Annotated in this window: 16 protein-coding genes; 11 read left to right on the top strand and 5 right to left on the bottom strand. The window is 43.6% G+C overall.

Translation table 11 applies throughout. The features are described 5' to 3' along the window. Positions 1-64: 64 nt before the first annotated feature. The 3 genes from aspS (at position 65) to QUA57_RS06865 (ending at position 3,788) form a co-directional block, all read left to right on the top strand. Positions 65-1,852, top strand: coding sequence for an aspartate--tRNA ligase (aspS, locus tag QUA57_RS06875; protein WP_333060086.1), 1,788 nt, complete (start codon positions 65-67; stop codon positions 1,850-1,852). 80 nt (positions 1,853-1,932) lie between these two features. Then, positions 1,933-3,033, top strand: a complete 1,101-nt coding sequence (locus tag QUA57_RS06870) for an AAA family ATPase (RefSeq protein WP_333060085.1) — start codon at positions 1,933-1,935, stop codon at positions 3,031-3,033. Continuing rightward, positions 3,030-3,788 (top strand): DUF3226 domain-containing protein, encoded by a 759-nt coding sequence (locus QUA57_RS06865; protein WP_333060084.1) that lies wholly within the window; start codon positions 3,030-3,032, stop codon positions 3,786-3,788. The genes QUA57_RS06870 and QUA57_RS06865 overlap by 4 nt, the downstream gene beginning before the upstream one ends. A gap of 43 nt (positions 3,789-3,831) precedes the next feature. Here the strand turns inward: QUA57_RS06865 and QUA57_RS06860 are convergent, their stop codons facing one another. Continuing rightward, positions 3,832-4,065, bottom strand: a complete 234-nt coding sequence (locus QUA57_RS06860) for a hypothetical protein (RefSeq protein ID WP_190733091.1) — start codon at positions 4,063-4,065, stop codon at positions 3,832-3,834. Between the two features lie 189 nt (positions 4,066-4,254). Between QUA57_RS06860 and QUA57_RS06855 the strand changes: the two genes are divergently transcribed. After that, entirely contained in the window at positions 4,255-4,464 is a 210-nt protein-coding gene (locus QUA57_RS06855; protein ID WP_333042524.1) for a ribbon-helix-helix domain-containing protein, read from the top strand. A 10-nt stretch (positions 4,465-4,474) separates the two neighbouring features. On the opposite strand, the gene QUA57_RS06850 is transcribed toward QUA57_RS06855, so the two are convergent. Continuing rightward, positions 4,475-5,791: a glycosyltransferase family 87 protein gene (locus QUA57_RS06850; RefSeq protein ID WP_333060126.1), complete on the bottom strand. Its 1,317-nt coding sequence runs from the start codon at positions 5,789-5,791 to the stop codon at positions 4,475-4,477. 460 nt (positions 5,792-6,251) lie between these two features. Here QUA57_RS06850 and QUA57_RS06845 point away from each other — a divergent pair, with 460 nt between their 5' ends. The 3 genes from QUA57_RS06845 (at position 6,252) to QUA57_RS06835 (ending at position 11,843) form a co-directional block, all read left to right on the top strand. Beyond that, the gene (locus QUA57_RS06845; RefSeq protein ID WP_333060083.1) at positions 6,252-7,442 is read left to right on the top strand and encodes a M20 family metallopeptidase; all 1,191 of its coding nucleotides are present in this window, start codon (positions 6,252-6,254) and stop codon (positions 7,440-7,442) included. Positions 7,443-7,693: 251 nt separating this feature from the next. Next, entirely contained in the window at positions 7,694-9,073 is a 1,380-nt protein-coding gene (locus QUA57_RS06840; protein ID WP_333060081.1) for an ATP-binding protein, read from the top strand. Between the two features lie 4 nt (positions 9,074-9,077). Then, positions 9,078-11,843: an nSTAND1 domain-containing NTPase gene (locus tag QUA57_RS06835; RefSeq protein ID WP_333060079.1), complete on the top strand. Its 2,766-nt coding sequence runs from the start codon at positions 9,078-9,080 to the stop codon at positions 11,841-11,843. A 127-nt stretch (positions 11,844-11,970) separates the two neighbouring features. On the opposite strand, the gene QUA57_RS06830 is transcribed toward QUA57_RS06835, so the two are convergent. Then, positions 11,971-13,206 (bottom strand): RNA-guided endonuclease TnpB family protein, encoded by a 1,236-nt coding sequence (locus tag QUA57_RS06830; protein ID WP_333060078.1) that lies wholly within the window; start codon positions 13,204-13,206, stop codon positions 11,971-11,973. A gap of 599 nt (positions 13,207-13,805) precedes the next feature. Between QUA57_RS06830 and QUA57_RS06825 the strand changes: the two genes are divergently transcribed. Further along, positions 13,806-15,461, top strand: coding sequence for a SpoIID/LytB domain-containing protein (locus tag QUA57_RS06825; RefSeq protein WP_333060077.1), 1,656 nt, complete (start codon positions 13,806-13,808; stop codon positions 15,459-15,461). A gap of 345 nt (positions 15,462-15,806) precedes the next feature. Here the strand turns inward: QUA57_RS06825 and QUA57_RS06820 are convergent, their stop codons facing one another. Then, positions 15,807-16,106: a ferredoxin gene (locus tag QUA57_RS06820; protein WP_106149950.1), complete on the bottom strand. Its 300-nt coding sequence runs from the start codon at positions 16,104-16,106 to the stop codon at positions 15,807-15,809. Positions 16,107-16,319: 213 nt separating this feature from the next. Beyond that, positions 16,320-16,502 (bottom strand): hypothetical protein, encoded by a 183-nt coding sequence (locus QUA57_RS06815; RefSeq protein ID WP_333060076.1) that lies wholly within the window; start codon positions 16,500-16,502, stop codon positions 16,320-16,322. Between the two features lie 129 nt (positions 16,503-16,631). Here QUA57_RS06815 and QUA57_RS06810 point away from each other — a divergent pair, with 129 nt between their 5' ends. From QUA57_RS06810 to QUA57_RS06800, 3 genes are all read left to right on the top strand, one after another. Beyond that, positions 16,632-17,645: a Gfo/Idh/MocA family oxidoreductase gene (locus QUA57_RS06810; RefSeq protein WP_333060075.1), complete on the top strand. Its 1,014-nt coding sequence runs from the start codon at positions 16,632-16,634 to the stop codon at positions 17,643-17,645. 739 nt (positions 17,646-18,384) lie between these two features. Then, positions 18,385-18,657, top strand: a complete 273-nt coding sequence (locus tag QUA57_RS06805) for a hypothetical protein (RefSeq protein WP_333060074.1) — start codon at positions 18,385-18,387, stop codon at positions 18,655-18,657. A gap of 57 nt (positions 18,658-18,714) precedes the next feature. Beyond that, positions 18,715-19,053: a transposase gene (locus QUA57_RS06800; protein WP_333060073.1), complete on the top strand. Its 339-nt coding sequence runs from the start codon at positions 18,715-18,717 to the stop codon at positions 19,051-19,053. The last annotated feature ends 273 nt before the right edge of the window (positions 19,054-19,326 follow it).

The raw sequence follows: 19,326 nt of genomic DNA, 5'->3' as shown, positions 1-19,326 counted from the left end.
CAGCAGAAGTTTCAGGCATACTGCATAATTAAAAAGCTTTATTTTTAGTCCACAACCCCCAATTATGAGAAGTTACTACTGCGGCGAACTGCGAAGCGAACACATCGGAGAGACTGTCACCCTTTACGGCTGGGTGGATCGCCGCCGCGATCATGGCGGGGTGATTTTTCTGGATGTGCGCGATCGATCGGGTATCGTGCAAATTGTCAGCGATCCTGAACGCACCCCCGATTCCTATCACGGGGCTGAGGCTTTACGCAGCGAATACGTGCTTAAAATTACCGGGCGAGTCACCGGCCGCCCCGCAGATTCCCTCAACCCGAAATTGCCTACGGGTGAAGTGGAAATTTACGCTGACGAAATTGAGTTGTTAAATGCGGTTCGCAAACAGTTACCGTTTCAGGTGGCGACGGCGGAAAATGAAAGTGTGCGGGAAGATTTGCGCCTGAAATATCGCTATTTGGACTTGCGGCGCGATCGTATGAGTCGCAATTTGCAGCTTCGCCACCAAGTTGTCAAAGCTATGCGCCGCCACCTGGAAGATGTCGAAGGTTTCATGGAAATTGAAACGCCGATTTTAACTCGGGCGACTCCCGAAGGTGCAAGAGATTATTTAGTTCCCAGCCGCGTCACTCCCGGTGCATGGTATGCTTTGCCGCAGTCGCCGCAGTTGTTCAAACAATTGTTGATGGTGTCTGGTTTTGATAGATATTATCAAATTGCCCGATGTTTCCGCGATGAAGATTTGCGCGCCGACAGACAGCCAGAATTTACGCAATTGGACATGGAAATGAGTTTCATGTCTGTGGAAGAAGTAATTGCCTTAAATGAAGGTTTAGTCTGCCATATTTTCCAAACTGTCAAAGGCGTTGAATTGCCTTGTCCTTTCCCGCGTTTGACTTACGCAGAAGCGATGGATCGCTACGGTAGCGACAAACCGGATACTCGCTTCGGTTTGGAGTTAGTCGATGTTTCCGATTTGATGAAAGATTCGGGATTTAAGGTATTTTCCGGGGCGGTTGCTGCGGGCGGAATTGTGAAAGTCTTGCCGATTCCGGGCGGGAATGATGCTATTTCTAACGTGCGGATTAAACCGGGCGGCGATTTGTTTAGGGAAGCCAGCGAAGCCGGTGCGAAGGGATTGGCTTACATTCGCGTGCGGGATAATGGCGAAATTGATACGATCGGCGCTATTAAGGATAATTTGACGGAAGCGCAAAAACAGGAATTGCTCGATCGCACCGGCGCGCAACCAGGTCATTTGTTGTTATTTGCTGCGGCTGACGCGATAACTGTCAATAAGACTTTGGATAGATTGCGTTTGTTCGTGGGTAACGAATTGGGATTGATTGACAAAGACAAGATGAATCTGCTGTGGGTGACAGATTTCCCGATGTTTGAATGGAACGCTGACGAGAAGCGTTTGGAAGCTTTGCACCACCCGTTTACTGCGCCGCATCCTGACGATATTAATGATTTGAAAACTGCGAGAGCTCAAGCTTACGATTTGGTGTTAAACGGCACAGAAGTCGGCGGCGGTTCTCTGCGGATTTATCAGCGGGATGTTCAGGAAAAGGTGTTTGAGGCGATCGGCTTATCGACTGAGGAAGCTTACAATAAGTTTGGCTTTTTGTTGGATGCGTTTGAGTATGGAACTCCGCCCCACGGAGGTATTGCTTACGGCTTGGATCGGTTGGTGATGCTGTTGGCTGGTGAGGAATCGATTCGCGATGTGATGGCGTTTCCGAAGACGCAGCAGGCGGGTTGTTTGCTGACGAATGCGCCGTCTGGTGTGGATGAGAAGCAGTTGAAGGAGTTGCAAGTGCGATCGACTTATACGCCGAAGTCATAAGCGAATGGGGACTTAGGCAAAGCCGATGTGTCATGCTGAGAGAAGAAGCGAAGCCTCTCAGTTGAAATGCCTAAATCATAATGATGAAACACCTTGACAATTTAACCATTCATCGGTTCCGAGGCCTGCGAGATTTAACCTTGCAGGACTTGGGTCAAATCAACATATTGGTTGGTGGGAATAACTCAGGTAAAACCAGTGTTTTAGAGGCGATATCAACCTATTGTCGCCCCTTAGATCCGCTGGAATGGCTTAACACATCGTGGCGGCGAGAAATCAAATATTCTCGCAAGCCAAGACTGGAGGCACTAAAATGGCTGTTTCCTCAAAATAAAGAAGAAGAACAATTGGATTTTTACCAAATGGAAACTCGTGTTTCTGGTAATGGTAAGTTTTCAGTGAGAGAGTCGAGGGCAATTTACCAAGAATTTGAGGGAGTGGAATTATCGGATGATGACGAAAGTCAATCCTCAGACGATCTTGGATTTGATAATACTCTGCGAGGTGCAGAAATAGAGCTGAAAGCTATTATATCGGATTCACCAAATGAATTATCTGAATTTTTTGAAATTTGGGAAAATGAGCGTTTAACGAATCGGCGAATTCGCTCAGATGCAATGCTGTCAGTAGATACTGTGACACCTTTTTCTCACCGCATAGAACAGTCACAGGTTGGCTTGCTCTCAGAAGCTATTTTTCAGCGTTTTAAGCCGGAAGTGATTAAGCTATTGCAAGTGATGGATTCAGGAATTATTGATTTAGTGATTCTCTCGCATGGCGGCAATCGTAGCAGTCTCTATATTGACCACAAACAGGTGGGAATTTCACCATTAAGTTCTTTTGGTGATGGAGTACGTCGCTTGCTATTTATTGCTCTAACGCTGACAAAAGTCAGAGGTGGAGTTTTGCTAATTGATGAGATAGAAACAGCAATTCATACTGAAGCACTTCGCAGTTCATTTGCTTGGATTGTGCAGTGGTGCAAGCAAATGAATGTTCAGTTATTTGCAACTACCCATAGTTTAGAAACAGTTGATGCGATGTTGGATGCTAGCGATTCGGAGACAGACTTAGTTCTTTATCGTTTAGAGAAACGGGAGTCACAAACTAAAGCTATTCGGTTAGATAGAGAAACACTCCATATAGTTCGGGATGAGTTGGGACAGGAGGTTCGCAGGTGAACCGCAGTTACGCACTCATCGGAGTAGAAGGCCCACAAGATCAAGCATTTGTAGGCAAAGTGCTGAAGTTCCTCGGGTTTCAATCTTTTGACGGACAAGAATCGAAATTAGAGCCGTTTTGGCGCAATTTCATACCTCCTTATCCCAGACAGGGAAACTTATACAAGCGTCTTGATATGCCTTCTATTTTGTTGACCGAGACTCTTTCTGTGGCTATCTATTCTGGGGAGGGTAGCAATTTGGGAAGAAATCTTAAAGCAAGTTTTGCTAACCATCCTGAATATAAAACAGATATTGCAGCCTTTGGAATAGTTGCTGATTCTGACAAGAAGCATCCTGATACTGTTGCTAGAGAATATTATCAGCAGTTTCAGAATGATTTTCCTGGATTTCCAAATCAGGCGGGAATTTGTCAGGAAGGGCCACCGCGAACAGGAATTTATGTTTTGCCAGATAATCAGCAGCAAGGTGTTTTAGATAATTTATTGTGCGAGTGCGGCAACGTTGTCTATCCTGAAGTTATGAATTGCGGGCTGGCTTATTTGAATGGACTGTCTGAGGAACAAAAAAATCACTGGGGGCCGTTTGATGATCGGAAGGCTTTAGTTGCTACTGTTGTCAGCGTTCTAAAACCTGGGAAGACTAATACAACCAGTATTGCTGATGATAATTGGGTGAGCGAACAGACAAAGAAGCAGGTTCCTGCTTTGGCAAATTTTATTGAGTTTTTGAGTCAACTTTTGGAAGTGAGTTAATCGGCGATCGCACTTTTTCAATTCGTGCGATCGCCCTCAAAGATTACTCTTTCCAGTAACGGGTTAAAATCCGAATCACCTCACCCGCTAGAGGCGATGGTAGAGGCGGGCTCCATTCCCCAACTTCTGCAAAACCTAAAACGTGCAACAGATTAACGATGCTGTCTACCGCTTTGGGAACGCCACACAACAGCAAACGAATCGGTTGCTTACCTTGAGGTACATCAGGAATTTCTTCCCGGAGTAGTTCGGGAACTGACTTTGGCGGTGATATCATAGAGTTTCCTCCTAAATATGGGAGTTCAAGCCCCCACCGAACGATTGCAACTCTGAGCGGTGGGGGTTTTGTTTTGTGTTCACTCTAAAGTATCACGGTATGCACTCCGAGTCAACCCTTGAGGGTAAAATTGATACTGTAGAGGTCAAAAAAAGGTACAATAGGGCAGTAAAAGCACAAACAACAGCCTTGCCAGCAAAACTCCCCAGAATAGTTGTATATCTTCCAGAAGAACTTAAAGCAGACCTAGAGCGGTTAGCCAAATCGCATTATCGGCCGGTCTCGAATATGGTGTTGACATTAATTCAAGAAGCAGTAGATGAGGCTAAATCTGAGGGGAGAATTCAAAGCGACGATCGATCGCAGCAACAGAAAAGCGACAGCAACGAGCAAGACTGATTTTGGTAGATTAACAATGCTGTCTATCGGTTTGGGAATCCCCCAAATCACCAAACGAAAGAGATGTAATCGCTAAGACTAAAACACTTAACGTAAGGCCTAAAATCGCATAACTCGGTAGTGAAAAAATAGTTACTTTAAACAAATAAGGCAATTCCCCCCCCTTCCAGTTCCACCGCTTTCCTAGAAACACCAACAGCCCGCCATGAATCACTGCGGTTTGCACCATGACACAGCCAACCCCCAATAACCAAACCGACATTCTTTGCCTAGAGAAGGCACAATTTTTAATCTGAAAACATAAATCATTCAGCAAAAAAACCACCGCCGGTGCTAACATCACAGAACTGGTTGGCTGTGAATAGTTGATAGCAATACTCAAAGTAGAAATTAGCACCATTTCAGATAAGTCAACCTTTTTTGACCAAGCATTGCCAGATTGTTTTTTGTAAAAATACCAACTCAATAAACCAACTAGCACCAGAATAATCAAGTCAGAAAATAGCTTCGCCACGAAGGGACTATCGGGGAAAAATCTCGGCCCCATAACCCTTAAATCAAGGCGACTCATAGAAATATAAGCATTATTCGATGGATCGTTGAGCCAGAGTGGAAATCCACGAGTCGCATCCTGTATAAATCCTGTTAAGGAATTGCCCGTTACAGCTAGACCTATAACTGCCAAAAAAGTTACCGTGACTAGAGATATAAAAACTAGCTGAAACCGTCTTTTGATGAAAAAATAAGGAAGAAACAATATAACTAAAGTTGGTTTAAAAAGGGCAACACCTAATAAAATTCCTGCAATTACATCCAGATTTTTTCTAGCATAAATAAACATCCATAACAGCAGAACCGCAATAAAAGTTGCCACATTGCCAACTTGAAGATCGAAGACAAAACCGTAGAGGAATGCAACTGATATACTACAAATAGTCCGAACAGCTCGTGAGTGCGACACCAACAAGATATTCGCTCCCCATAAAACAAAACCTGTGGCAATAAGATGCAGCCAAGTCCAGATTGTAAATGCAGTCTTCATCGGGAAATAGCCCAAAAACCAGAGGGGAGGAATGATATTAGGTGGATAAACAAAAGATGGAATAAACCCACACACTTTTGTGATGCTACAGAAACCGCTGTTAAATACTTCTACATTAAAGGGACTCAAATGCTCATGGGCTAACTTACTCGCGACATAAAACCACTTAAAATCCCAGTAAGGCGGATCGGGTCGGGTAGTCAGATTGTAAACCAACCAACCGGTATAACAGAGAAATCGGGTGACAACTAATACAATAACTGCTTGCAAAATAAAGTTAACCATCGGTTGACGAAAAAAATGAGTCAACCTTTTAATCGAAGGATGGTTTAAAAACAAAGAATCTTGCCATGCTGTTTTTTCGCTATTTAATTGCCAATTAAATTTTACAATCAAAGCGACAGCAATTAAAATAATTACATTCCAGAAGCCCAAGCTAATCATAGAAATTAATTTTAATAAATTTACTATTCGATGATATCACAACCAGAAATAGTCAAATAAAAATCAGCATCTTCACCTAAAATATTAACTTTTGTTCCCCGTTTCAACCTAACTCTCTCTTCTCTCTTTTCTCTGCGTTCTCTGCGCCCTCTGCGGTGAGAAAAAAATCTTATTCACAAACGAAATAGGATTGCTATCTAAAAGCCCGATCGCACTTTTGCGCCTTATAACCCTGTTCACCCCCAAACATATGCGTTAACCTAGTTGACTACAACTTGTACCGCACTCCCCAAGTAAATTCATGCTTCCCCGCATCAAAGAATTAGCCGCCACCTTAGCCCCCCGCTTAATCGAAATTCGCCGCCACATCCACTCCCACCCCGAACTCAGCGGCCAAGAATATCAAACCGCAGCCTATGTAGCCGGAGTTCTCGCATCCAGCGGAGTCCGCGCCATCGAAGGAATCGGCAAAACAGGAGTGCTCGGCGAAATCAAAGGCAACAGCAGCGAGTCCCGGTGGCTGGCAATTCGCACCGATATGGACGCTTTGCCGATTCAAGAACGCACAAACTTAGAATTTGCCTCCCGCAACGAGGGAGTCATGCACGCCTGCGGCCACGACATCCACACCACCGTCGGTTTGGGCGCAGCCATGATATTGTCTCAGCTAGGGGAAAAATTGCCCGGTCACGTCCGCTTCTTGTTTCAGCCGGCGGAAGAGATTGCCCAAGGTGCTCAATGGATGATTAAAGATGGGGCGATGGAAGATGTTGACGGCATCCTCGGAGTGCACGTTTTTCCGACCATTCCGGGCGGTTGCATCGGTATCCGCCACGGGGCACTGACGGCGGCGGCAGATGACATAGAATTGATTGTGATGGGCGAATCCGGCCACGGTGCGCGTCCCCACGAGGCGATCGACGCAATTTGGATTGCTTCTCAGATAATTACCACTTTGCAGCAGGCAATTAGCCGCACGCAAAATCCTTTGAGGCCACTGGTTTTGACGATCGGGCAAATTAACGGCGGACGAGCGCCGAACGTAATTGCAGATCGAGTAAAATTATTGGGAACCGTGCGATCGCTGCATCCGGAAACCCACGAAAAACTGCCGGCTTGGATCGAACAAATTGTTTCTAGCGTTTGCGCGACTTACGGCGCTAAGTACGAACTCACTTACAAGCGCGGCGTCCCCGGAGTCCAAAACGACCCAAAACTCACACAATTAGTCGAAACTGCGGCTTTAGAAGCTTTAGGTCGATCGCGCGTCCAGATTTTACCAGAACCATCCCTGGGCGCGGAAGATTTTTCGATGTACTTAGAACACGCACCGGGAACCATGTTTCGCTTAGGAGTGGGACTGACTGACAAACCGAACTATCCCCTCCATCACCCGCAATTTGAGGTCGATGAATCTGCGATCGTCACCGGCGCTGTCACCTTAGCCTATGCCGCCTACCAATATTGGAAACAGCATCCAGGTTCACACTAATAGTCTTCGACGTATGGGTGGTCCGCTAACTGGCGTTGCTTAATTAGGGTATGAAAAAAATAACTTGAAAATCCCGAAGTTTTGTGGATACTGGTTTCTCTGACTTGCATATTTAGTCCTTCATACCCTAAATCAGCAACGCCAGCTAACTAACCGTAGGGTGCTTACCCGGAAAATTGTTTTGTCTCTAGTAATAACATTCAGCCCTGACCCACCCTACAATAACTACAAAAACTAATTTATAAAATTTTATGAACCTAGATTTCGATAAATTATGGAATGCCTGCAACCCCAGTGAGTCCCTAAAATTAGGCAATGCGGAAGATCGCCGGTATTACATTGATTTTTCTGAGGTGCGTGGCGGGAAAATTATTAACATACTCAAACGGACAATTACCCGTCCGTCATCAGATAAACCGACTTGCCAATTATTTACCGGACACATTGGTTGCGGTAAGTCTACTGAATTGTCGCGACTGCAAAAAGAGTTGACAGATGAGGGATTTCATGTAGTTTACTTCGAGTCAACACAAGACCTCGATGAAATGGATCTCGATTTGACAGATATCATGTTAGCGATCGCACGGCGAGTCACCCAAAGTTTGGAAGAGGGCAACATTTCCTTGCAGCCCCAGGGTTTTAAAGAATTCTTAAAAAACAGTTGGAATTTTTTACAGACTCCTGTGAGTTTAGAAGCCGAAGGAGAACTTTTTGGGAGCAAAGTCAAGGGCAATACAGACGGAAATCTGGAAGTTTCTCTGCCTTTAGGCATAGCCAAAATCACTGCTAAAACCAAAAGCAATCCCGACTTGCGTTCTAAACTGAGACAGTACATGGAACCGCAAGCTAATAAAATGTTAGAACTGATTAATCAAGAAATTATTGATGTCGCAATTAATCAGCTTAAGCAGCGGGGTAAAAAAGGATTGGTGGTGATTGTTGACAACTTAGACAGGATAGTTTCTCGACCCAATGCAGCGGGGCGAGGATTGCCAGAATATATCTTTATTGACCGGGGCGATCAGTTGCGAAAACTGAATTGCCATTTGGTTTATACGCTACCTTTAGGATTGATTTTTGGCAATGAAAATGAAATCTTGAAAAATCGATTGGGAGGCGGAGTTGACCCGAAAGTTTTGCCGATGGTGCCGATAAAGAATAGAGACGGCAGTGAATGTTTTGAGGGGATGAATTTGCTGCGACGCATGGTGATGTCGCGGGCTTTTCCCGATGTGTCAACCGAGGAACATATCACATTAATTATCGAAGTTTTTGACAGTCCTGAAACTTTAGATGAATTGTGCCGAGTTAGCGGCGGTCATCTCCGAAACTTGATGGGAATGCTATTTGGTTGCTTGCAGCAAGATGACCCTCCAATTTCCCAAGATGTTTTGAAATCAGTGATTCGTAGTTCCCGTGATACTCTCAGTCGCGGTATTGATAATGATGAGTGGGAATTACTTTTTAAAGTGGTGAAAGAACAAACCATTAAAGGAGACAAAGAATACCAAGATTTGCTGCGAAATCTGTGGGTTTTTGAGTATGTAGATAATGAAAGAATTTGGTTTGCCTTGAATCCGCTGTTGATGGAAACTGAGAAATACAAGCTGTGGCAGCAGCAAAATTATTGAGATTATGGTAAACTCAAATCGCGCCGAAGATATTGCAGCAGAAAACGAGCGATCACTATCTACTTTGGTACGGATGATAGCCCGCTTTCAAGGAAAATTTTCTTTGACTTTAGTGTGCTGCAATTATGCTAGCTTGCGTCATGCGACACTGCAAAAATTGCGCGATTGTTCTACTGTTCAATATCAAGAATTAGTCCTCGAACCTGCTACTAAAATACTTCATCCAACCATTCTCAATGCTGTTCAAGAGCAACTACCGAAAGCTTTAATAGTTGTCGGCATAGAATCGGTAGTTGGTCTGGATGACCTGCTAGCTGGGGCTAATAGATCGCGTGACCAATTCAAGCAAGATTTTGCTTTTCCTTTGATTTTGTGGGTAACGGATGCTGTACTCGCTAAATTTAGTCGATCGGCGAATGATTTGAAGTCTTGGGCTCCTCCTTCAATTCAGTTTACCATGCCGTCCGATGATTTGATGAATTTGTTACAACAAACCAGTCAAGCTTTTGCTGATGTTGATAATTTCAAATTAGATGACTGTGAAATGGAGTCACTGGAAAATGATCTGCTAAATGTAACATTAAACGCGGAATTGCAAGCTAGTTGGCAATTTATTCTGGGTTTAGTTCAATCTCAGAAAAATCAAATAGATTCCGCACTCGAACATTATCAGAAAAGTTTGACATTTGGGCAGCAAAATCACCAGTTAGAAAGACAAGGAATTGTCTCCCAGAAGATTGCTCAAGCTTACAACCGTAAAGCTGAATTGCACCGGGCAGGAAATCAAAATTATTGGCAAGAAGCTAGAAAGTATTTACAGCAATCTCTGGAGAGTTTTGAGCAAGTGCAGCGACATGATTTAGCTGCGAAATGTATTAGCGAACTCTGCGAAGTGCTGCGACTTTTACAAGCTTGGGAAGAGTTGGAAATTTTAGCAGTCAAAGCCTTAGAAATGCACGAAAATTGTGGCACTCCGAGTCAAGTAGCTGAAGATTACGGCTTTTTGGCTGAGGTAGCGCTGCAACGTTCTAAGTGGGAAAAAGCTTGCGAATTAGCTAAATCAGCATTGTCTGTTTTAGAACAAGCAGAAGCCGCCAAAAAAGAGACTGGTTTATATCTGTTACTTTGGGCAAAAGCGCAGCGAAATCTCAGTCAACAGTCGGAGGCTGTTAAAAACTTAGAAGCGGCTAAAGACAATACGCAGCCTCAAGATGATGTGCAGCTTTATCTGAGGATTTTAGAAGAGTTGAGAAGTCTCTATTTTGAGCAAAGCGAATATTTAAAAGCCTTTCACTTAAAACTAGAACAACAGGAAGTTAAAAGCAAATATCGACTGCAAGCTTTTATTGGCGCAGGCCGTTTGCAGCCGCCGCAACAAACAATTAATCTTGCTTTAGAATCTGGTGAGTCAAAAGCTGAAATTGTTGAGGAAATTGTCGCCGCTTCCGGGCGTTCGCAGGATGTTAAACGGATAATTGAACGGATAGGTACACCTGCTTGCAAGCTGACAATCATTCACGGACAATCTGGAGTAGGAAAAAGTTCGATTATTCAAGCGGGGTTAGTTCCAGCCCTGCAACTTACCACTTTTGACGCGCGGGACGTATTGCCTATTTTATTGCAGTCTTATCATGATTGGGTGATGGATTGCGGTCAGTGTTTGCGATCGGGAATTGCAAAATTAAGAGGTGAGAGTTTATCTACTCCTATTGACACGCCGACAGCTATTCTGGAACAGTTACGACTGAATCAAAATCGCAATTTATTGACGGTACTAATCTTTGACCAGTTTGAGGAATTTTTCTTTGCTTATCAAGACCAAAGTAGCAGGAGAGAATTATATGACTTTTTGGCTGAATGTGTAAATCAGATTGGTGATCTTAAAATTATCCTATCGCTGCGGGAAGATTATCTTTTCTACTTGTTAGAGTGGAATCGCACGACCAATTTATCGATGATTGATAACGACATTCTCAATAAACGTATTTGCTATTACTTGGGTAATTTTTCGATACCCGATGCTAAAATTGTTCTCCAAACCTTAACAGAAAGGTCTCAACTTGATTTTTCTGAAGGTTTGGCAAACGCCCTGGTAGAAGATTTAGCAGGTAAACTTGGCGAAGTGCGGCCGATTGAGTTGCAAATTGTGGGGACGCAATTGGAAAAACGGCAGATTACTAAACTGGGTGAATATCAGCAACTTGGCAGTCAGGCAAAGCTCAAACTGGTTAAGGAGTTTTTAGATGAAGTTATCGCAGATTGTGGTAAGGAGAATAAACATATTGCCAAAGTTGTCTTGTATTTACTGACGGATGAAAAGGAAACCCGTCCTCAGAAAAATTTTGCTGAATTAGCAGCAAATTTACGAATAGAGTTAGTAGAATTAGAGTTAGTTTTAGAGATGATCGTTAAATCGGGATTGGTATTAGAAGTGCCGGGAACTCCGAAACGCTACCAACTTGTTCACGATTATTTAGTGCCTTTTGTCCGCCGGGAAAATGCTAAATTACCAGAAATAAGGGAAAAACTTGAGGAGGTTAAAGCTTTAAAGCAGAGCGCAACAGAAATCCTAAAAAATTGCGACCAACAACACGAGGAATTAGAAGAGTTGTTAGCAACAATCAATAGAAATTTCAAAAGACAAGAGGAATCAGAAGAGTTGTTAGCAATACTAAAGAGAGATCGCAAATTTCTGGCTATTTTTCTTATTATTAATATAATTCTGTTTAACATTATAGTGGTCGATATCATTATAAGGGGAGTAGCGTAACAACAACTAAACCCAGCATAGAAATTGATAAAATTAGAGCCATCTGCAAGTGATGCTTTGAGACTGTTTGAGTTGGGAAATAATCAAATAGAGCGATATAACAGGCAAGCTGATACAAGAATGTGAACTACCCGCCACTAACCGCAAGCGGCTTGATGGGGGCTTCTGTACTCACAGGCGAATGCCTCAAAACAGACTGACGCCCGCTATGAGGTCTTACTTCCCCTCCTACAGCAGAAACGGCTGTTCCATCCGTCTGTAGCATTCTGATTCCTTCTGTTCTAATATTTGCAGCAGCGTTTCCATCTCGATCGTGATGAGTGCCACAATGGGGACAAGTCCAGTCCCTTACATCCAGCGGCATTTCATCTATTTGATAGAAACAATTAGAACAGATTTTGGAACTAGGGAACCATCTATTTATCTCTACTAACTTTCCACCCTTACGTTCTAATTTATAGGCTAGAAAATTAGTGAAGATTCCCCATCCACAATCAGATATTGCTTTAGCTAAGTTATGATTTCGCACCATGCCTTTGACATTAAGATTCTCTACTACGACAACTTGGTTTTCGTTGACTAGCTTATGCGAAAGCTTGTGTAGAAAATCTTGACGTGCGTTTGATACTCGCTCGTATACCCTAGCGGCTATTTTTTTTGCTTTGAACCTTGAGTTACTACCATCTTCTTTTCTGGCTAATTTTTGCTGTTTCCTCTTGAGATTTTTTTCATGCACAGCTAAATGTTTGGGATTGCTATATTTAGATACTTTCTCTCCATCGTGAGTTACTGCAAAGTCCTTAACGCCTAAGTCAATACCTATTACATTGCCCTCAGTTGAACTCCGTGGCTTTTCTCCCTCTGTCTCAACTAATATCGAGGCAAAATATTTTCCAGCAGGTGTTTTGCTCACGGTAACGGTTTTCACTTTTCCATCAATCTGTCGATGAATCTTAGCTCTCACTTCCCCGACTTCACCTGGAATCTTAATAGTGTTATTGGCTAATATTTTGACGTTTTGAGGGTATTGAATAGATTGCTTACTTTTCTTTGACTTGAATCTCGGAAATCGGCTTCGACCCTCAAAGAAATTTTTATAAGCTGTAACCAATTTGAGAGTAGTCGCCTGCAATACCTGACTGTAGCAATCAGCCAACCAAGATGTTTCTTCTTGTTTCTTGAGTTTGGGCAAGATGGCATTTAGCGCTACTTGTCCTATTCCTTTACCTGTTTCTTTGTAAGTCTCGATCGACTTATTTAGGGCAAAATTCCACCACCAACGCGAACAACCAAACGCTTGAGCCAATTTTTGTTCTTGGCTTTGCGTTGGATAGATTCTAACTTTGATAGCTTGGTGTTGCACCAGATATTTTGACGACTTCTCTATGTTGAATATAAAATTACTGTGTAGCCTTGTCAAGCACAGGGTTGTTTTTCGTTTTTGGGTCGCTCCATACCTTCGTAACTTTGGGGAGATCGGGGAATTAATTCCCTGGCGGTTGTCTGGTTAGAGGTTATTTCTCGGCAGGATTCCCTGACAAAATTTTCATGCCTTTTCATAGATCGATCGCCTTCAATACTCTATTTAAAGTAGTCCTAGGGTGCGTCGCCACAGAAAATCCCCACCTTGCATATCGACTTTTCGAGTGGCGACGCACCTGTACCTAAAGTTTGGATAGTTTCAGGGCTTCTCATGGGTGGCTAGAAACCGGGTTTCTACGAAATTTTGTGTTTAGTAGCGAGAAATCTACGAAGAAACCCGGTTTCTGAGAGCACAACTATTTTGCAAGGTGCGTCGCTGCGAGATTGTCGCTTTTTTTTAGGGATTTATCGCAGGCGACACACCCTACGGCTAGCCCAAGCGTATTGGCCTATCTTCCGGAATTCCCCTGTAGCAGCCGCCAAATGTGCTAACGTACAATCAAAAATCCCCAAATTTCAACTATCGGGAGATAGACAACTGTGTCCGCTCAAGCACCTCCAACTCCCCATTACAAATGGTTTAGCTGCATTTCTAGCACTGTTTTCACCGCATTGTGCCTGTTGCCCATTTTCAGCGCTGCGGCATACGCCCAAACTCCCCAAAATAGACCCATCAAAATTGGCGTAGTCCAGCGGTTTGGCACCAAAGCAACCGACAAACTGACGCTGAAAGCATTACCGGGCGACAGCTTAACATTGAGTTACAAAACTCCTCAAGGCATAGAAACCAAAACGGCTGCTAGCGTCAAGTTAGAAATAGCCCCGAAACCGCTGGAAGCCCCATTAGTAGAAGAACGAGTTGTTCTGAGTTCCCACCGCAGTTTCGAGAGTGCAGAAGATAGCGCCAATCAGTGGCGCGCCCAGGGAATTGATGTAGAAATTGCTCAACCTTTTCGCTGGCAAGTTTGGGCGAAAAGAGATACTTACAACTCTCCTTTGGTGCGGCGCTGGCTGTTGCAAAGTTTGCAAGCTCAAGGGAACACAACAGCTTTTTTGGATTCCAAAGTTTTTAAACAAGTACCCCAGGCATTTTGGGTTTTAAACGGCTTTCGTTTCAACCGCAATGAGTTGGATGTGACGGCCGGGAAAAATGTGATTGAGGTATTGGAACAAACTACCCAAGAGGCGACAGCTACTGAACCAGAAAAAGCTATTCAACAAACTCGCCGTTATGGTGGCAGTTTGCACCTGCAAAAAAATTCTTACGGCACTTATACTTTGGTGAATAAAGTGCTGACGGAAACCTATTTGCGGGGTGTTGTTCCTCACGAAATAGGGGCTTTTTCGCCTTACGCTGCGATTGTCGCTCAAACTATTTTGGCCAGAACCTACGCCCTGAGAAATTTGCGCCGGTTTGCGGTGGATAATTATGAGTTGTGCGCTGATGTTAACTGTCAAGTTTATCACGGTTTGACTGAGGTTTACCCGCAAAGTGATAAGGCGATCGCCCAAACGAGCGGTTTGGTGCTAACTTACGAAAATCAGCTAGTAGACGCGCTTTATTCCGCATCTAGCGGCGGCGTGACAGCCTCTTTTAACGATGTGTGGCAGGGCGCGGAACGTCCATATTTGCGATCGATCGTCGATTCGCCTAATAATATTTGGGATTTGTCCAAGCAGAGTTTGTCTGACGAAAACAACCTCCGCCGCTTTCTCAGTTTGGAAAAAGGGTTTAATGAGGAAAAAGAAGATACTTTTCGGTGGCGCGAACCAGCTTCTTTGACAGCGATTGCTGGATTTCTCAAACAGTATCTTCAGAAGAAACAGCACCCGCTGTCTAATCTTAAAACTGTCACTCAAGTGGAAGTAGTGGAAAGGTCGGCCGCAGGTCGAGTTTTGAAAATGAAGGTTCAAACTGACTTGGGCCCCATCGATATCGACAAAGACGAGATTCGCAATGCTTTTTACCCCCCGATCAGCACGCTTTTTTACCTAGAACCAATTTACAATCCCGACAAAACTCTCAACGGTTATGCTTTTGTCGGAGGCGGTTTCGGACACGGGGTGGGAATGAGTCAGACTGGTTCTTACAATTTGGCTAATTTGGGCTGGAACGGCTCTCAAATTCTGGGTTTTTATTTTCCCGGCGCTCAAGTTGTGCCGCTCAGCGATAACATTACATTTTGGCGCGAATAGTCGATCTGAGTCGGTCTAAGAGTCGGCGATTTAAATCATCGCCACTACACAAACAAAGCCCGCCTTTGCGGACTAAATATTAGCCGTTAAACTTTTAGATTTTAGACTTGGGATTTTAGATTGGTTTCACAATTAATCTAAAATCGGCCATCTAAAATCTAAAATTATTTGGTCAGCTATCTGCTCAAACAGCTAGGAATTCGTAGCTAGGAGTGACAGACTGCTGGCGGCTTTGTTGCAATGTTAGACACAGAAACCCGGTTTCTTAACATAATTGCCGTATTTCAGCTTAATTCTGGAAACGAGAAACCGGGTTTCTTAGGGTATCACGCAGAGCGTCCTTTCTTAGTAGAGCGATTCTTCTTGGTGAGTTTCGATCGTACAGTCAGACTTGGGATAGGCGACGCAGGTGAGGACAAATCCGGCCTCGATTTGGTCATCGTCCAAGAAAGATTGGTCGGATTGGTCAATTTCGCCTTTGGTGATTTTGCCGGCGCAGGTGGAGCAAGCTCCAGCGCGGCAAGAGTAGGGGAGGTCGAGTCCTGCTTCTTCAGCAGCATCAAGAATGTAAGTATCGTCATCAACGTCAATGGTCTGGTTAATTCCTTCGGCTTCGCTGATGAGGGTAACTTTGTAAGTTGCCATGCACTAAATCCTCTCAAAAATTCAACAAGATTGATAATTTTTCCTAATGCAAACTTCAAGGCTCTATTAGCTTTGAGGTTAGGTCTTAGGTTCGTTCCCTCTATGATAGTAGGGGAAAGAAGCAAGGTTGCAACACTTATTTACAAAAAATTTGAATGGGATTAGTTATAACTTTTTCTAATTTCATCTTGATTACTTATACCTATCTTGGGTTCAGCCTTGTGATACTGTTGCCGCAAGACTTGCGCTAAATAATCCGGTTTCCAGGAAAAATCCTGTTTTGAGCCCTACAGCACAAAAACCGGGTTGTTGGTATGCGGTGTGTCGATCGACTTTCAGCAAAACTTGCTGCAAGGCAAGTCCCAGCAGGCGGTGAAATGTATAGTTAGATCGCATCAAGACTTGGGTGTTGAAGGCTCGATCGAATAAATCGCACCACAACCACAGCTTAAAATCGGGGCGATAGAACCCTAAAGCCCTGCACCGCAAGTCTGTAACTATCTAAAATCTTAAATCTCAACTCCCATGACTAATATTGATACTCGCTTTGGTTCTTCGGTTAATTCTCCAATTCGCGTGGGAATTGTGGGTACTGGTTTTGCCGCTAAGTTGAGGGCCGAGACAATTCAAGCTGATGGGCGATCGAACTTAGTGGCGGTTGCTGGCCACAGCCCGGAGAAAACCGCAGCATTTTGTCAAGGGTTCGGGGCAGAAGCTGCGGTTTCCTGGCGCAAGCTGGTAGAAAGAGACGATTTAGATTTGGTGATTGTCTGTACGGTGAACCGGGATCACGGGGCGATCGTCCAGGCCGCGCTAGAAAATGACAAGCACGTTGTGGTGGAATATCCTCTATCTTTAGACGTATCTGAAGCAGAAAGAGCGATCGAACTTGCCACCCAAAAGCAAAAACTCCTCCACATCGAACACATCGAACTGTTAGGCGGTTTGCACCAAGCAATCAAAGAATCTTTGCCATTAGTCGGTAAAGTTTTTTACGCCCGCTACATTACTATTACTCCTCAACATCCAGCGCCGCAGCGGTGGACTTATCAACATTCCCTCTTTGGCTTTCCGTTAGTTGGTGCAATTTCGCGACTGCACCGATTTACCGATTTATTCGGGGAAGTGGTAAGCGTTAACTGTCAAGCTCAATTTTGGGACAGTCAGCCGGATTTCTACAAAGCTTGTTTGTGCAACGCACAGTTGCGCTTTGCCAATGGCCTTGTCGCTGAAGCTGTTTATGGAAAAGGAGAGACTTTTTGGCAGTCCGAAAACATTTTCACCATCTACGGAGAAGCAGGAACGCTGGTTTTTACTCCCGAATCCGGTCAATTAATTCAGGGAGAAAATCGGCGCACCATCCAAGTAGGAACGCGGCGCGGTTTGTTTGCCAAAGACACCGATATGGTGTTAGAAGTTTTATTAAACGGTACGCCTTTGTACGTCAAAAATACCAGTAGTTTGTACGCATTAAAAGTTGCAGATGCTGCGAGGCGAGCGAGCGAAACTAGGCAAACGATCGCACTTATAAATTCGTAAAAAACTCGCGAACATAAGGTTATTGAATTGGGGGGAAAATCTAATATAACTGAGATGTTGCACCCTTATCAATTACCTATTTAGGAACAGGCGATAGAGCTTGTTCCACAATAAAATTCCTTCTTTGTGGAACAGGCCCGAAAGCGTGTTCTTGAGGATGGTGCAAGATGTGAGATATAACTCATAATCTCAACTTCGCTAGCATCGTCGGGCGTAAAATCGAATCAACAGTCAATACTCAACTATCATTCAGTTTTTCGACCCGCCCGTTAACAGTCAACAGTCAACAGTCAACAATAATTCCGGTGCAACCGGAATTGATATAAGATATTGGGACAACTCAGCTAAAAGTGCTGCTCAGCAAATCCGCAATCGGCCGATCGATATTACCTGATCTCGATGTAAATAAAAAGTCTAAAAGTGAGTAATAACATTAATTTTGTTTGTCCATAAATCTGGGTTACTGAGAATAAATGGTGACCCTAAAAAAATATCAAAAAATAATCTTTTTGATATGTATTTACTGTTAGGTAATATTGATATTTAATTGGGAATCAAGCTACAGCGGTTTCCGCTGTTATGAGGTACCATAAAATATCATTGTTGTAGTCAAACCTAATGAAAGCGTATTCTCTCGCTCTCCGGCAAAAAATAGTGAAGGCTCATTTGGCAGAAAAGATGTCAAGCGAGGAAAGTAGCTACTAGATTTGGGGTCAGTAAAAGTTGAGTCCAAAAACTGGTGAATCTTCAAAAAACCGAGGGTAATTTACAGCCGAAACAGAGAGGAAAACCGCAATTGAGTCATGTGAGAAATGCCGAACCATTCGTCAAATCACTGGTGGCAAAGCATCCAGATGCCACTCGGGTAGAGTTGTGTGAATTATTTGCTCATCAGACTGGAAATTGGGTGAGCAGAACGGCCATGTGTCGGTATTTGCAGAAGTTAGGATTAAATCCTAAAAAAAAACAGGGTATAGTAGCCAAGTCAGAACAGAAAGAGTCCAAAAATTAAGAGTAGAATATTGGGAAATGATCAAACATATTGAGCCAGAAAACCTGGTCTTTTTGGATGAAACTGGGATTCTACGCTCGTTTCGCCAGAACTCATGCCGGTTCGCAACCGGGGACAAGAGTATCCTTATTAAAACCATTTAATCGAGGCGCAAAGATTACAGCTATAGGTGCAATTAGTATCAACCAAGTGCGGGCAGTAATGACAATGAATGATTCAATGGATGGAGCAGCATTTGCGGTATTTATTGAGAAATTTGTGTGTCCTGAATTATGGGCCGGAGCAGTAGTAGTGATGCAGAATTTACCCGGTCATAAACTAGCATCAATTGTACCAATGATTGAATCTTTAGGCGCGAGTGTTATTTGTTTATCTGCTTACTCTCGCCTATTTTAACCCTATTGAACTCTGGTGGTCACAACTCAAATCTTTTTTGCGGAGATTCGATCCAACTAACGCATCTATGATTGAGAGAATAATAGCAGTTGCCCTCAATTTAATAAATCCTCAACCTTTAAACAATTGGGAAAGTTAGCTGTTGCTATTGTACCTCATAACAGCGGGAACGGCTGTATCTGCATGACACCTTAGTGCGGTTTAGTCTAGTGTCCGGTAAGTAAAAAAAGCGATCGCCCAAACAAATCCTTTTTTAGGTAAAATGACAGCGAT

Source organism: Microcoleus sp. Pol7_B2, assembly GCF_036701035.1.
Classification (GTDB): domain Bacteria; phylum Cyanobacteriota; class Cyanobacteriia; order Cyanobacteriales; family Microcoleaceae; genus Microcoleus.
Note: the sequence above shows the minus strand (reverse complement) of the source record. Positions and strands in the feature narration are given on the sequence as shown.

Coding starts and splice junctions, on each gene's coding strand:
- aspS (WP_333060086.1), top strand. CDS start 65: ATGAGAAGTTACTACTGCGGCGAACTGCGAAGCGAACACATCGGAGAG.
- QUA57_RS06870 (WP_333060085.1), top strand. CDS start 1,933: ATGATGAAACACCTTGACAATTTAACCATTCATCGGTTCCGAGGCCTG.
- QUA57_RS06860 (WP_190733091.1), bottom strand. CDS start 4,065: ATGATATCACCGCCAAAGTCAGTTCCCGAACTACTCCGGGAAGAAATT.
- QUA57_RS06850 (WP_333060126.1), bottom strand. CDS start 5,791: ATGGTTAACTTTATTTTGCAAGCAGTTATTGTATTAGTTGTCACCCGA.
- QUA57_RS06845 (WP_333060083.1), top strand. CDS start 6,252: ATGCTTCCCCGCATCAAAGAATTAGCCGCCACCTTAGCCCCCCGCTTA.
- QUA57_RS06840 (WP_333060081.1), top strand. CDS start 7,694: ATGAACCTAGATTTCGATAAATTATGGAATGCCTGCAACCCCAGTGAG.
- QUA57_RS06835 (WP_333060079.1), top strand. CDS start 9,078: ATGGTAAACTCAAATCGCGCCGAAGATATTGCAGCAGAAAACGAGCGA.
- QUA57_RS06820 (WP_106149950.1), bottom strand. CDS start 16,106: ATGGCAACTTACAAAGTTACCCTCATCAGCGAAGCCGAAGGAATTAAC.
- QUA57_RS06815 (WP_333060076.1), bottom strand. CDS start 16,502: ATGCGATCTAACTATACATTTCACCGCCTGCTGGGACTTGCCTTGCAG.
- QUA57_RS06810 (WP_333060075.1), top strand. CDS start 16,632: ATGACTAATATTGATACTCGCTTTGGTTCTTCGGTTAATTCTCCAATT.
- QUA57_RS06800 (WP_333060073.1), top strand. CDS start 18,715: ATGAAACTGGGATTCTACGCTCGTTTCGCCAGAACTCATGCCGGTTCG.